A 14,118-nucleotide genomic window follows, 5' to 3' on the forward strand; every position below is an offset into this window, starting at 1 on the left:
CTCGCTACTCACTGATCGCCTCTGCCTCGGGAATGGTGAAATGGAAGTTGGTACCACCGTCAGGTCCGGCATCGAACCAGATTTGCCCGCCATGAGCCTCGATGATGGTGCGGCAGATGCTCAGCCCGATGCCCATGCCCTTTTCCTTGGACGTGACGAAGGGCTGGAAAATCTGGGGGACGCTCTCGGGCGGAATGCCCTTGCCGGTATCGGCCACGCAGACCTCGACCATGCCACTTCCATCCGTCTTGGCGGCAATCGTCAATTGACGCACCGGACTGTCGATCATTGCCTCGATCGCGTTGCGGATGAGGTTGAGAAGTACTTGCTGAATTTGGATGCGGTCGACCAGCACGCGGTCGGCGTCAGGCGCGAGCTCGACGTCGACCTCGATCCCATATTCACGCGAGCCGACGAGAGCGAGGGCGTTGGCTTCGGCGACTAGTCTCGGCAGCCGCTCGACCTTCCTTTCGGTATGGCCATAGGTGATGAAGTCGCGCAGGCGGCGGACGATCTGACCTGCGCGCACGGATTGCTGCGCCGCTTCGTCAAGCGCCTCCCGCGCCATCGCCAGTGCCTCGCCGTCGGGCTCCCCGGCCAGCAGGTCGCGCGCGCCCTCGCAGTAGTTGGCGATGGCGGTGAGCGGCTGGTTCAGCTCATGCGCCAGGGCGGAGGCGAGCGTGCCTACCTCGCTGACCCGGCCAACATGGGCGAGTTCGGATTGCAGGTCCTGAAGTCGGTTTTCCGATCGCTGGCGTTCGGTCAGGTCGCGGATGAAGCCGGTGAAGATGCGCTTGTCGCCGACCTTCGCCTCACCGACCGACAGCTCGATCGGGAAGGTGAAGCCGTCGCGGTGACGCGCCGTCAGCACCCGCCCGATGCCGATGATCTTGCGCATTCCGGTTTCGCGGTAATTGTCCATGTACCGGTCGTGACGCTCCCGGTCTGGGGAGGGCATCAGCAGGCTGACATTCTCTCCCATCACTTCCGCCTCCGCGAAGCCGAACATCTTCTCGGCGGCAGCGCTGAAGGACAGGATCCGCGCCGACTCGTCGATCACGACCATGGCGTCGGGAACGGTGGCCAGAATGGAGCGGAGGTGAGTCTCGCCTTCGCTCCAGCCGGCCGAGGAAAGCGGTGGAGTCATGGACTGAAGATGGCTGCTGCGGGCCCCAACCTCAAGGACAACCAGCCCTTGCCGAGCTTACGCCGGCGACTTCGATGCGTCCGCGAGGAGCGCTTGAAGCGGAGGTGAAGTCGCTGGTCGGCGCCGTCATCATGAACAGGGTCCGGCCGTCCTCCCCACCAAGCATGCAGGCGAAGCAGTTCTGGCTGGTGGCGACCACCTCCAGCACCGTCCCGCCCTCGGCATAGCGGACGCACTCGGATGCGGTCGGATTGGCGATCCACACCGCGCCGTCGGCATCGAGACAGATACCGTCAGGGATGCGCGGCGCGGCAGGATTGGTGAGAGTCTGGGCCCACAAGCGGCGGTCGGACAAGCGCCCGTCCGAGCCGATGGAGAAAGCGGTCAACTGGCCGCTCAGGGTTTCGCCAAGAATCAGTGTCCGGCCGTCCGGGGTGATCACCATGCCGTTTGGAAAGTGAAGTCCCTCGGCGGCCGTTTCTACCTTTCCGTCCGGGCGAACGAGCGCAATCGCGGCGGTCGGGTGGTCGGCGAGAACCGACAGGTCTCCCCGCGCGCGGATCTCACCGTGCAGGTCGAATCCGAAGTCGCCGACATAGGCGCGCCCCGCTGCATCGACGACCATGTCGTTGCTCAGCATCGCGTGCACGCTCGAGAGGTCGGCATGCACCACAAGGCTGCCGTCCGCTTCCCGCAGAAGCAGTTTGCGCTGCCGCATCGAGACCACCAGCAGTCGCCCATCGGGCAACCATCCGAGTCCGGACGGCTGGTCGTCGAGCGTCAGCTCGGTTCGAATGTCTCCTGCTTGGGACACCGATTTGACGGCATGGGCGTGAAAGTCGCTGAACCACAGCCGCCCCTCATGCCAGCGGGGCCCCTCGCCGAAGTAGATGCCGTCCACCAGCACGCGTGCCTGCGTCATCACCGTCTCCCTCCGTCAAGCCTAGGAGCGACGGCGTCCAAGCTCAATGCGATCAGGCAAGCACGTCTTCGGGCTCCTGAAGCCGCTCACCTTCATCCACGTCCGGCTCCTCCTCGGCAGCAACGCCATCGTCCAGCGCGCGCTCCTCGGCGAGCAGCTCCTCGGCGTCGGCGTCGGTGATGCCGAACCGCGCAGCGACGTCCGGAGCAAAGCGTAGCAGGTCTGGCCGAAGCTTGATGATGGAGACGTCCTTGGCCTTGCCCTCCATCATCACGTCGAACTCCAGGCCGTCGACTGCGCGCATGAAGGTCGCAAATTCGAAGGGGTTGGTGAAGTCGCTGTGGCCGGTCCAGATCGGCGGCAGCAGCACGGTCTTGATCCGCGCGGTCGCCTTGACCGGCGCTTTGGTCAGCCCCTTGGCCTTGCTGACCTTGCCAGCCTTGGCGGCGTTGCGCTGCTTTTCCGTGATCTTGCGCTTCACCTCACGCATCTCCGTGCGGGGAGAGGAAAAGTGCATCTTTGGGCGCACGCCATCGGGCCAGGTGGCGAGAAATTTCTCGAACGTGTCGCGCAGATCCAGCCGCTCCGGGTTCAAGCACCAGAAGTGCTGGTAATCGAACACGCAACGCACACCGGTGCGCTCGTGGATCCAGAGGACGTCGGCAGCCGAGAAGCGGATGTCGTCATTCTCCAGCACGAGGCGCCGCCGCACATGCTCAGGGCACTGGTTCCAGCCGTCGATCCAACGCGCGCGGGCAGCCTCGCGATCGTCATAGACCCCGCCGACGTGGGTCACGAGCACGGCTTCCGGCCCGGTGCCCATGCGGTCGAGCATCTCGGCCTGGCTGGACAGGTCCCAGATGCTCTTCTTGGTCAGCTCCGGGTTCGGGCTGTTGAGGAGCACATATTGCGATGGATGGAAGGACAGACGGATGTCGAGCTCACCCGCCTTGCGGCCGAACGCGGCGAGCTCCGCGTCGCTCTCGGCCACCATGTTGTGGAACTGCGGCATGTCGGGATGGGTCGCATAAGGCGCGATGTCCGAGGACAGGCGGTACATATCGATCTCGACTTTCTTCAGATAGTCGAGGATCGCGTCGAGATATTCGAGGCTGCACTTGAGGTGCGGGTTCTTCTGCCAGCGGCGGGTGTCATTGGCCCTGAGGCCGGGTACGCCCATCACCTTGACCGGAAAGCCGAGGCGCAGGGGACGGGCGGGAAGCTTGGTCATGCAATCTGCTCCTCAGGAAAGCCGAGCGCCGCGACAAAGCGGTTCCACTCGGGAATGCGCAGTGCACCGCCGCTTGCCGCGCGATGTCCGCTGCCATATTCGGTGCCGGCGCCTTCGGGGCGACGATCGGCGAAGAAGCGGATGAGGTCCTGGGTCCCGCCGGTGCGCGCCGCGAAGTGGACCCAGCCCGGGCGGTAGGCCTTGTTGGCGGCGATCACGACCTTGTCCCTGAGCCGTGTCCGCCATTGCTGCGCGATCAGCGGATGGATCTGGCACGGACTGTCTAAGGCAATGAGCGCGACGTCACCGCGCACCTTTGGCGCGACCCGTTTCGCGTCGTCCATCGCGGCTTTCACCTCTTCCTTCGCGGCGACCAGCTGCGCGGTTTCAGGGTTCGCGCCCGACAAGAGCTCCTTGGGACTGTCGCACTTCATCAGCAGGGCGAGTGCCGGCGAGGCATCGGCGCTGGCGGTGCGGCGGGGCGCGTTGATCAGGCTGACCGCATTGCGCAGCGCCGTCTTGCCATAGCGCTGCTGCGCCGCCGCCATCTCGGAGAATCCCTTTTCCTCCGCCATGTCGCCGATCAACCCGATGGCCGCGAGCCAGAGCAAATCATCCGGGCTCCCGCACGCCCAGAAGGCCAGCAGCGCCGAGGTGGGTTCCGGTTCGCAGCCGTGGCCGCTGATCACCAGCGCCTCGCCCGGCGTGCCGGTCGGGACATGGTGGTCGATCAGGCAGGCCGGCGTGCCAGGCAGGATGTCACCCTCGCGCACGCCAAGGTCGGTGGCGACAATCGCGGATGGCTGGCACTGCTCCAGCTCCGTGCGCACGTGATCGGTCCACGGCGTTTCGCCCTTCCCGACTACCCGGATCTCGCTGCCCGGCAACGATCGCGCGAGAATGGCCAGCGCTGCGAGGCCGTCCGCGTCGAAGTGGCCCATGAGGAGCGGTGTTGCCCCAGTCCGATCAAGCCAGCCGCGGAAGGCGGATACGGTACTCGGGGCGTCACAAACCATGCCGAATGAACGAGCCTTCGCATGATCCGTTGCAGTTCGGCACGGACCCCCCACCTGTCCATTGGACCACATCGAAGGAGCATAAAGCCATGGTTACCCGCACGGCACGCGCGCGTTACGAGGGCACCGGAAAGACCGGCAAGGGCTGGATATCTACCCAGTCGGGCGTCCTCCAGGACCAGCGCTACGGCTTCAACAGCCGGTTCGAGGACGGGCCCGGAACCAACCCCGAGGAACTGATCGCCGCCGCCCACGCCGGCTGCTTCACCATGGCGTTGAGCTTTGCGCTGGCGGGTGCCGGCATTGAGGATGGCACGCTGGAGACCGAAGCGAAGGTGAAGCTGGAGCAGGATGGGGCGGGCTTCACCGTCACCCGTTCCGACCTCCGTCTGCGCGCCAACGTGCCGGGGGTGGAGGAAGCCAAGCTGCGCGAACTCGCCGAAGATGCGAAGAAGAATTGCCCCATCTCCAAGCTGCTCAAGGCCGAGATGAATCTGGAAGTAGAGATCGGCGCGCCGGCCGCAGCCTGAACCTTCCGGTCGGCTTGCGTGAGTAAAAGCTGGTGGCCATGAGGCGTGCATGGCCCCCAGCAACAATACCGACCGGAATGCTGGCCTCGCCCTGATGGGCGCGGCGGCGGCGGCGCTGCTCGTCGCCAACACGCCGCTTGCCCATACCTATGAAGGTCTCCTGCACGCCCAACTGGGGCCGTTGTCGGTTCAATACTGGATCGCGGACGCTCTGATGGCGCTGTTCTTCCTGCTGGTCGGGCTGGAGGTGAAGCGCGAATGGTATGACGGCCGGCTCGCCACGGCCGAGGCGCGCCGCCTGCCGATGATCGCGGCGGCGGCAGGCATGGCCGTTCCGGCCCTTGTCTATCTGCTGGTCACCGTCGGCGATGCCGCGCTGTTTCGTGGCTGGGCGATCCCGGCTGCAACCGACATCGCGTTTGCCTTAGGCGTGCTGGCGCTGCTGGGCAGCCGCGCCCCGCCGGCCATCAAGCTGCTGCTGGTGACGATTGCCATTGTTGACGATATCGGCGCGATCATCGTCATTGCGCTGTTCTACACGGCCGGCTTGAGTGTGCCCGCGCTCGCCGCGGCGGCGGTGCTGCTGGCACTGATGGCTGGGCTCAACATGTTCGGCGTGCGCCGGCTGTGGCCGTATCTGCTGCTGTTCTGCGGCCTGTGGGTGGCCGTGTTCCAGTCGGGCATCCATGCGACCATTGCCGGGGTTCTGGCGGCCCTCACCATTCCGCTCGGACGTGGCGAGCCCGTCTCACCCCTGAAAAAGCTTGAGCATGGTCTGCACCCGCTCGTCATGTTCGGCGTCGTGCCCTTGTTCGGCTTCGCCAGCGCCGGCGTCACCATCAACGGCCTCGACCAGCTCACCAGGCCGCTTCCCCTTGGCATCGCGCTTGGCCTCTTCCTGGGCAAACAGCTGGGCGTTGGAGCAGCGATCTGGCTGGCCGTCCGCCTCGGCGCGGCGGTGCGACCCGAGGGCGTCAGCTGGCGGCATATCTATGGTGCGGCGCTGCTGTGCGGCATTGGCTTCACCATGAGCCTGTTCATCGGCGCCCTCGCCTTCAGTGACCAGGGGATGATCGACGCGGCCAAGATCGGCACTCTGGCAGGTTCGCTGCTGTCCGGCGTGGCGGGTTTCCTGGTCTTGCGCACTGCGCCCGCGGCACCGGCTTCCGTCATCGACTGTGACGAGGCCGCCGAGATATTCGGCGAGGACGCCGACGAGGACCCGACCGTATGCAACGATCCGTTCGCCTCGCCCCGCTGAGCCGCTGATGCGCTGCTTCTGGGACGAGCGGCAGCGCGCGCACGCGCCGCAAACCGAGTTCTTCAATGGCGCGCTGCATCCGGCCGCCGACGTGCCGGAGCGGGTGGATTCGGTCCTTTCCGCCATTGGGAAGGTGGAGATCCCACCGCGACATAGCGAGGCCGAACTGATGGCGCTGTTGCGCCCGGTGCATGACGCCAACTACCTCGATCTGCTGCGGACTGCGCACGACGAGTGGCGATCGGCGGGGCGGGAAGGCGACGTTCTCCCTTATGCCTTTCCGGTCCATCGGCGACCTCGCAGCCTTGCCCGCATCGATGCGCGGCTCGGGCAGCACGCCTACGACACCTGCGCCCCGATCATGGTGGGCACGTGGGGAGCGCTGCTTGCGGGGCTCGACACATTGCTCGCCGCGCTCGACGCCACGCTGGCGGGCGAGCATGCCTTTGCCCTGACCCGCCCACCCGGCCATCACGCGGGTCCCGACTACATGGGCGGCTACAGCTACCTGAATTGGGCCGCGATCGCCGCCATCCTTTCGGGCAAGCGCGCCGCCATTCTCGACCTCGATTACCATCACGGCAACGGCACAGAGGACATCGTGCGCGGGCGCGACGGCATCGCTTTCGCCTCGATCCACGCCGATCCCGCCACGGATTATCCGTTCTACTGGGGTCATGCCGAGGACAGCGGCGGCAACGTACTGAACCTGCCATTGCCGCGCGGGACCGGGTTCGAGGCCTATGACTCGGCGCTGAGCCGGGCTGCGGAGTGGCTTGGCGACGGCTCGCCCGAGATAGTTATCGTCAGCTTTGGCGCTGACACGTTCGTCGATGACCCGATCAGTCATTTCTCGCTGCAGACCGCAGATTATGCGCGCCTGGCCGAGCGCGTGGCGTCGCTTGGCGTGCCGACGCTGATCATCTTGGAAGGCGGCTATGCGGTGGAGGCGCTCGGAGGGAACGTCGCCAGCTTCCTGAGCGCTTTCTAACCATGGACCATTTCGAGCTGAGGGAGGGCGTGCTTCACGCCGAGCAGGTGCCGCTGCCCGCCATTGCCGATGCAGTTGGCACGCCCGTCTATGTGTATTCCGCCGCCACGATCCGTCGCCATGCCGAGGTGATGAAGGCTGCTGTCGGCGGCTGCGGTGCTGTCGATGCGCTTGTGGCTTATGCGGTCAAGGCGAACCCGAACGCAGCCGTGCTCCGTCTGCTTGCCGGCTGCGGCCTTGGCGCCGATGTGGTCAGCATCGGCGAATATCGGCGCGCGCGCGCCGCCGGGATCGCTCCCGATCGCATCGTCTTTTCCGGGGTGGGCAAGGAGGCCGAGGAGATGGCCGAAGCGCTCGTCGGCGGGCTGCTCCAGTTCAACGTCGAGAGCCTCGAGGAAGCTCGAATGCTCTCTTCCGTCGCCGCCGTGCAGGGGTGCACGGCGCCGATAGGCTTCCGCATCAATCCCGATGTGGAGGCCGGCACCCACGCCAAGATCACCACCGGCACGGCCGACAACAAGTTCGGCATTCCCGCGGCCGAGGCGAGCGCCGCCTACGCCGAGGCCGCGCAGCTGCCCGGGCTCAAACTCCAGGGTATCACCGTCCACATCGGCAGCCAGCTGGTCAGCCTCGACCCGCTCGAAGCCGCGTTCCGGCGGCTGGGCCAACTGCTCGCCACCTTACGGGAACAGGGCCACCCGCTGACCATCGCCGATCTGGGCGGGGGGCTCGGTGTGCCGCACGGTTCCGGACAACCGGAGCCGGCTTCTCCCGAAGCTTATGCGGCAATGGTCCGGCGGGTGACCGCCGACTGGAACGCCCGCCTGCTGTTCGAACCGGGCCGCCTCATCGTCGGCAATGCCGGTGTCCTGCTGACCCGGGTCGTGCGGGTGAAGCCCGGCGCGAAGCACCCCTGGTTGATTGTCGACGCCGCCATGAACGACCTCATGCGTCCGGCGCTGTACGATGCCTTTCACGATTTGCAGGCGGTGCAGCCCACCGGCCAGCGCGCGGTCGTCAACGTCGTTGGGCCGGTCTGCGAAAGTGGTGACACCTTCGCCATGGCTCGTGAGACGGATGCCGTGGCGCCAGGCGATCTCCTCATCTTCCGTACCGCGGGTGCGTACGGCGCAACGATGTCGAGCGGCTACAACAGCCGCCCGCTCACGCCAGAGGTGCTGGTCGAAGGCGACAGGTGGGCACTGGTGCGCAGGCGGGTGGACGTCGACGCGCTGGCGCAGGTCGAGGTGCCAACATGGCAAAGCCGGGAGGACGTCACGGAGTGAATCCGTGACGTCGGTCTACTCGCAATTGGCGGTCAGCGTCGTTCCGAAAGCTTCTCGGTCAGCTCCGGCACGATCTTGAACAGGTCGCCCACCAGGCCCACGTCGGCCACCTGAAAGATCGGCGCCTCCTCGTCCTTGTTGATGGCGACGATGACCTTGCTGTCCTTCATTCCGGCAAGATGCTGGATCGCGCCCGAGATGCCGACCGCGACGTACAGCTCCGGGGCAACGATCTTGCCGGTCTGGCCGACCTGATAGTCGTTGGGAGCATAGCCGGCGTCGACCGCAGCGCGGCTAGCGCCGACGGCAGCGCCGAGCTTGTCGGCAAGCGGGTCGATATACTGGTGGAACGCCTCGCCCGAGCCCAGTGCGCGGCCGCCCGAGACGATGATCTTCGCGCTGGTCAGCTCCGGCCGCTCACTGACGCTGGCGTCCATGGAGACGAAGCTCGACTTGTCATTGACGGCACTTGCCGAGACCGGTTCGACGGTGGCCGAGCCACTGCCGCGCTCCGCTTTGGCGAAGGCAGTACCGCGGACGGTAATGACCTTCTTGGCGTCCTTGGCCCGCACGGTCGCAATGGCGTTGCCGGCGTAGATCGGGCGCTGGAAGGTATCTGGCCCCTCCACCGAGATGATATCGCTGACCTGCGCCACGTCGAGCAAGGCAGCCACTCGCGGTGCGATGTTGCGGCCCGTCGTGGTGGAGCCGAACAGGACATAGTCGTAGTTTGCCGCCAGCTGAGCGATCACGGGTGCGACCGCTTCGGCCAGCTCATGGTCGAGCGCCGCATCCGCCGCCACCAGAACCTTGGCGACGCCACTGATCGTCTTGGCATCGTCAGCCGCCTGGGTGGCCTCACCGCCGGTCAGCAGCAGGTGCACCTCGCCGCCGATCTTCGCCGCCGCGCCCAGGGTCGCGAGGGTAGAGTCCTTGACCTTGCCGCCGTGATGTTCGCCGAGAACCAGGATCGTCATGCCACCACTCCCAGGGACTTAAGCTTGGACACAAGCTCGTCGACCGAGCTGACCTTAATGCCCGCCGAGCGCTTGGCCGGCTCAGCGACCTTCAGAGTTTCAAGTCGCGGGGCGGTGTCGACGCCGTAATCCGCTGGCGTCTTGTTCGCGAGCGGCTTGGACTTGGCCTTCATGATGTTGGGCAGCGACGCGTAGCGCGGCTCATTCAACCGCAGGTCGGTGGTGACGATCGCCGGGAGCTTCAACGCCACCGTCTCGAGGCCGCCGTCCACCTCGCGAGTGACGTTCACGCTTTCGCCCGCGACTTCGACCTTCGAGGCGAAGGTGCCCTGGCCCCAGCCGGTCAGTGCGCCCAGCATCTGGCCCACCTGGCTTGAGTCATCATCAATTGCCTGTTTGCCGAGCAAAACGAGGCCGGGCTGCTCTTCCTCGGCGATCCTGGCCAGAATCTTGGCCACCGCCAGCGGCTCAACCTCGTCGTCGGTCTGGACGAGAATGGCGCGGTCCGAGCCCATTGCCAGGGCGGTTCGCAACGTCTCCTGCGCCTTCGCCGGCCCGATCGAGACCACCACGATCTCCGTCGCGGCGCCCTTTTCCTTGAGGCGGATGGCTTCCTCGACGGCGATCTCGTCGAAGGGGTTCATGCTCATCTTGACGTTGGCGAGATCGACGCCGGAGCCGTCCATCTTCACCCGCGGCTTGACGTTATAGTCAATCACCCGCTTGACCGCGACTAAGACCTTCATCTGCTACCCTTTCCGTGTGTCCTCGCCATGGCGGGGACCCAGACTGGGCTCCCGCCTCAAGCGGGAGCACAAGAAAAACTAAGCCGCCTTCTTCACCTCGGCGACGATCTTGGCCGCTGCGTCGCCAAGATCGTTGGCGGCGACAATCGGCAGGCCCGAATTGGCCAGGATGTCCTTGCCCTGCTGGACGTTGGTGCCTTCAAGGCGGACCACCAGCGGTACCTTGAGGTCAACCTCGCGCGCGGCGGCGACGATGCCATCGGCGATGATGTCGCACTTCATGATTCCGCCAAAGATGTTGACCAGGATGCCCTTCACCGCCGGATCGGCGAGAATGATCTTGAACGCCGCGGTGACCTTCTCCTTGTTGGCGCCGCCGCCCACGTCGAGGAAGTTGGCCGGGAAGGCGCCATTGAGCTTGATGATGTCCATGGTCGCCATCGCGAGGCCGGCACCGTTGACCATGCAGCCGATGTCGCCATCGAGCTTGATGTAGGCGAGGTCGTATTTCGAGGCTTCGACCTCTTGCGGATCTTCCTCGGTGAGGTCGCGCAGCTCGGCCAGGTCCTTGTGCCGGAACATGGCGTTGGAATCGAAGCCGACCTTGGCGTCGAGCACCATCAGCTGGCCACCGTCGGTCACCGCCAGCGGATTGATCTCGATCTGCGAAGCGTCGGTGCCCTGGAACGCCGCGTAGAGCCCGGCGAGCACCTTTGCGGCCTGCTTGGCAAGGTCGCCGGTGAGGCCAAGCGCAGCGGCCACAGCCCGACCGTGGTGCGGCATCAGCCCGGTTGCGGGATCGATGGTGATGGTGTGGATGCGATCGGGCGTGTCATGGGCTACCGCCTCAATGTCCATGCCGCCTTCAGTAGAGGCAACCACCGCGACGCGGCCGGTCTCACGATCGACCAGCAGGGCAAGGTAAAATTCCTTGGCGATGTCCACGCCGTCGGTGATGTAGAGGCGCTGGACCTGCTTGCCGTGCTCGCCGGTCTGGACGGTCACGAGGGTCTTGCCGAGCATCTCCTCGGCGTGGGCGCGCACTTCGTCGATCGACTTGGCCAGGCGGACGCCGCCCTTGGCGTCGGGGCCGAGTTCCTTGAACTTGCCCTTGCCCCGGCCGCCGGCGTGGATCTGCGCCTTGACCACCCACAATGGCCCGGGAAGCTGCTTGGCAGCGGCGACCGCTTCATCGACGCTCATGGCGGCGCGGCCAGCAGGAACCGGCACGCCATACTTCGCCAGCAATTCCTTGGCCTGATATTCGTGGATGTTCATCGATGCTTTCCAAGAATGCGAGGAGTTTGGGCGGCCCTAAAGCATGACTCTCCGCCTAAGCCAAGCTAGGGAACGGGACGTGAACGCTCCGCCGTCAAATCCGGTCCGCAAGATCATCCACGTCGACATGGACGCCTTCTTCGCGAGCGTGGAGCAGCGCGACAACCCGGACCTTCGGGGAAAGCCGGTCGCCGTCGGCGGCGGTCATCGCGGCGTGGTTGCGGCGGCCAGTTACGAAGCGCGGGTGTTCGGCGTGCGCTCCGCCATGCCGTCCGTGACCGCCAAGCGCCGCTGCCCCGATCTGATCTTCGTCAAGCCGCGGTTTGACGCCTATCGCGAGGTCAGCCAGCAGATCAGGGCCATCTTCGCCGCCTACACCGACCTGATCGAGCCGCTGAGCCTCGACGAGGCGTACCTTGACGTCACCGAGGACAGGCTTGGCCTAGGCTCGGCCAAGGCGGTCGCCGAAGACATCCGCCGCCGCATCCGCGAGGAGACGGGGCTCACCGCGTCGGCCGGCGTGTCCTACTGCAAGTTCGTCGCCAAGCTCGCCTCGGACCAGAACAAGCCGGACGGCCTGTGCGTCATCCGCCCGACCGAAGCCGCTGCCTATATCGCATCGCTCCCCGTCGGGCGCTTTCACGGGATCGGCCCCAAGACCGCCGAACGGCTCAATGCGCTCGGCATCCAGACCGGCGCCGATCTCCAGCAGCTGAGCCTAGAGGAGCTGACCGGGCGGTTCGGCAGCTCGGGCGAATGGTACCACCGCATCTGCCGCGGCATCGATGAACGTCCGGTCCGGTGGGAGCGTCAGGCCAAGTCCGTTAGTGCCGAGCGCACATTCGACACAGACCTGTCCGAGCCGGCGGTTCTGCACGGTGAGCTGGAGCGGGTGGCCGGCCTCGCCTGGACTCGCATCGAACGGCATGGGGTCAGCGGCCGAACCGTCACCCTCAAGGTCAAATTCGCCGACTTCCAGCTGATCAGCCGAGCCTTCAGCCAGCAGGTGCCGATCGGCACCTACGCCCCCTTTGCCGCGGCGGGTCACCTGCTGCTCGACCGGCTGCTGCCGGTGAACAAGGGCATCCGGTTGCTCGGGCTTGGCCTGTCCGGATTAAACGAGGTTAATGAAGCAGTTCCGCTTCAGCTCGGTCTGGAAATCTGAATCGGTTTGTGTTAAAGACTGATGACGGAAGGCCTCTCATCCCTGAGTGGCCTCGCTCGCAGCAGCAGGACTGTTCACTAGGCAGGAACCGCGACCGCAGGTCGACTTGGGGGACATTCGGTCTCGTGGGGTTCCTTCCTTGCACACGTAGAAAGGTGAAGAATGGCAGCGAAGGCGCTTAGCTTCGACGTTGGCGATTATGTCGTTTACCCCAAGCACGGTGTAGGCCGCGTTGTTGAACTGCAAAGCACGGAGATCGCCGGCACCCGGCTCGACCTCTACGTGCTGCGGTTCGAGAAGGAGAAGATGACTCTCCGCGTTCCGGTCAACAAGGCGGACTCCGTCGGCATGCGTAAGCTGTCGAGCGACAAGACCATGCAGGCCGCGCTCGAGACCCTCAAGGGCAAGCCCAAGGTCAAGCGCACCATGTGGTCGCGCCGCGCGCAGGAATATGAGGCGAAGATCAACTCGGGCGACCTGACATCGATCGCCGAAGTGACCCGCGATCTGTTCCGCCCGGACGACGCGCCGGAGCAAAGCTATTCGGAGCGGCAGATCTTCGAAGCCGCTTCGTCGCGCCTGGCGCGTGAGCTTGGCGCCATGGAGCAGACGGACGAGAAGGCGGCGCTGGCCAAGATCCTCGAGATCCTGAACAAGGCTGCCGTCATTCATCAGAAGTCCAAGGAGCCGGTCGAAGCCGAAGACGCGGAATAAGCGTCCTCGCCGACCATCCACGAAAGGGCGTCTCCTCAGCCGGGGAGGCGCCCTTTCCGTATTGGGCGCTTGAACCTTGGCAGCCAATGTGTATTATGGAGGCAACACAGTACAGAGGAACCGTCATGCGCCTCCATCGCATCGCACTGCCACTGACCACGCTCGCCCTGCTTTCCGCCTGCCAGATCGGGCAGGCGCGCGACGCAGGCCCGCAAACCACCAAGAGTTTTCCGGCAGGCAATTTCACCAAGCTTGCGGTGGCCGGCAGCTATGACGTGACCGTCAGCATGGGAAGTGCGCCCGGAGTGCAGGCGACGGGCGGGCAGAACCGGCTCGAAGAAGTTGTGGTCGAGGTCGAAGGCGATACGCTCAAGATCCACCCAAAGGAGCATAGCGGAATCAGCTGGGGTGGCTGGACCAACGATCGTGGCGTCAAGGTTTCGGTCACGGTGCCGGCGCTGACGGAGGTCACCATGGCCGGCTCTGGTGACGTGGCGGTGAACAAGGTCGCGGGCGACAGCTTCAGCGCCGCGCTTGCCGGATCCGGCGGGCTGAAGCTCGACGATGTTCAGGCGCGGCAGCTCTCGCTCAAGATTGCTGGCTCCGGCGACGTTTCGGCGCGCGGTACCGTCGGGGCGGCGAAGCTGTCGGTCGCCGGCTCGGGCGATGTCGATGGGGGCAATCTCGTCAGCGACACGGCGGAGGTGTCCGTCATGGGTTCCGGCAAGGTGAAGCTCCAGGCGAAGCAGACAGCGAACGTCTCGGTGGCGGGCTCCGGCGACGTCGAAATCAAGGGCGGCGCGAAGTGCACCATCAGCAAGGCCGGGTCGGGCGAGGTCCGCTGTTCCTGAGCG

The 14,118-nt window shown here is 65.4% G+C and carries 14 protein-coding genes; 7 read left to right on the plus strand and 7 right to left on the minus strand.

What is annotated here, in order from left to right; all coding sequences use genetic code 11:
- Positions 1-4 precede the first annotated feature (4 nt).
- From M8312_RS09565 to M8312_RS09580, 4 genes are read right to left on the minus strand one after another with little or no spacing between them, the layout of a single operon-like run.
- Complete coding sequence (locus M8312_RS09565; RefSeq protein WP_250117475.1) at positions 5-1,147, minus strand: sensor histidine kinase; 1,143 nt, start codon at positions 1,145-1,147, stop codon at positions 5-7.
- A gap of 31 nt (positions 1,148-1,178) precedes the next feature.
- Positions 1,179-2,069: an SMP-30/gluconolactonase/LRE family protein gene (locus tag M8312_RS09570; RefSeq protein WP_250117476.1), complete on the minus strand. Its 891-nt coding sequence runs from the start codon at positions 2,067-2,069 to the stop codon at positions 1,179-1,181.
- 52 nt (positions 2,070-2,121) lie between these two features.
- Positions 2,122-3,300: a UV DNA damage repair endonuclease UvsE gene (gene uvsE, locus M8312_RS09575; RefSeq protein WP_250117477.1), complete on the minus strand. Its 1,179-nt coding sequence runs from the start codon at positions 3,298-3,300 to the stop codon at positions 2,122-2,124.
- On the minus strand, positions 3,297-4,241 hold the full coding sequence (locus M8312_RS09580) for a phosphoesterase (protein ID WP_250117478.1): 945 nt from the start codon (positions 4,239-4,241) through the stop codon (positions 3,297-3,299). The genes uvsE and M8312_RS09580 overlap by 4 nt, the downstream gene beginning before the upstream one ends.
- Positions 4,242-4,405: 164 nt before the next feature.
- Between M8312_RS09580 and M8312_RS09585 the strand changes: the two genes are divergently transcribed.
- From M8312_RS09585 to lysA, 4 genes are read left to right on the plus strand one after another with little or no spacing between them, the layout of a single operon-like run.
- Entirely contained in the window at positions 4,406-4,846 is a 441-nt protein-coding gene (locus M8312_RS09585) for an OsmC family protein (RefSeq protein ID WP_250117479.1), read from the plus strand.
- Positions 4,847-4,895: 49 nt separating this feature from the next.
- Entirely contained in the window at positions 4,896-6,107 is a 1,212-nt protein-coding gene (nhaA, locus tag M8312_RS09590) for a Na+/H+ antiporter NhaA (RefSeq protein ID WP_250117480.1), read from the plus strand.
- A 7-nt stretch (positions 6,108-6,114) separates the two neighbouring features.
- The gene (locus tag M8312_RS09595) at positions 6,115-7,098 is read left to right on the plus strand and encodes an arginase family protein (protein WP_250117481.1); all 984 of its coding nucleotides are present in this window, start codon (positions 6,115-6,117) and stop codon (positions 7,096-7,098) included.
- Between the two features lie 2 nt (positions 7,099-7,100).
- Complete coding sequence (gene lysA / locus M8312_RS09600; RefSeq protein ID WP_250117482.1) at positions 7,101-8,384, plus strand: diaminopimelate decarboxylase; 1,284 nt, start codon at positions 7,101-7,103, stop codon at positions 8,382-8,384.
- 32 nt (positions 8,385-8,416) lie between these two features.
- Here lysA and M8312_RS09605 read toward each other — a convergent pair whose 3' ends face one another.
- The 3 genes from M8312_RS09605 to sucC all read right to left on the minus strand — a co-directional run bounded on the left by M8312_RS09605 (position 8,417) and on the right by sucC (position 11,385).
- The gene (locus M8312_RS09605) at positions 8,417-9,361 is read right to left on the minus strand and encodes an electron transfer flavoprotein subunit alpha/FixB family protein (protein WP_250117483.1); all 945 of its coding nucleotides are present in this window, start codon (positions 9,359-9,361) and stop codon (positions 8,417-8,419) included.
- Complete coding sequence (locus M8312_RS09610) at positions 9,358-10,107, minus strand: electron transfer flavoprotein subunit beta/FixA family protein (RefSeq protein WP_250117484.1); 750 nt, start codon at positions 10,105-10,107, stop codon at positions 9,358-9,360. The genes M8312_RS09605 and M8312_RS09610 overlap by 4 nt, the downstream gene beginning before the upstream one ends.
- Positions 10,108-10,185: 78 nt before the next feature.
- The gene (gene sucC / locus M8312_RS09615) at positions 10,186-11,385 is read right to left on the minus strand and encodes an ADP-forming succinate--CoA ligase subunit beta (protein ID WP_250117485.1); all 1,200 of its coding nucleotides are present in this window, start codon (positions 11,383-11,385) and stop codon (positions 10,186-10,188) included.
- Positions 11,386-11,428: 43 nt separating this feature from the next.
- Here sucC and dinB point away from each other — a divergent pair, with 43 nt between their 5' ends.
- From dinB to M8312_RS09630, 3 genes are all read left to right on the plus strand, one after another.
- Complete coding sequence (dinB, locus tag M8312_RS09620) at positions 11,429-12,550, plus strand: DNA polymerase IV (RefSeq protein ID WP_502957409.1); 1,122 nt, start codon at positions 11,429-11,431, stop codon at positions 12,548-12,550.
- Positions 12,551-12,712: 162 nt separating this feature from the next.
- Positions 12,713-13,264 carry a CarD family transcriptional regulator gene (locus tag M8312_RS09625; protein WP_250117486.1) on the plus strand — a complete coding sequence of 184 codons (552 nt, stop codon included), beginning with the start codon at positions 12,713-12,715 and terminating at the stop codon, positions 13,262-13,264.
- Positions 13,265-13,389: 125 nt separating this feature from the next.
- Positions 13,390-14,115, plus strand: a complete 726-nt coding sequence (locus M8312_RS09630) for a head GIN domain-containing protein (RefSeq protein WP_250117487.1) — start codon at positions 13,390-13,392, stop codon at positions 14,113-14,115.
- Positions 14,116-14,118: the final 3 nt, after the last annotated feature.

The sequence above is a fragment of the Sphingomonas sp. KRR8 genome (assembly GCF_023559245.1).
In the GTDB taxonomy this organism is placed as follows: domain Bacteria; phylum Pseudomonadota; class Alphaproteobacteria; order Sphingomonadales; family Sphingomonadaceae; genus Sphingomicrobium.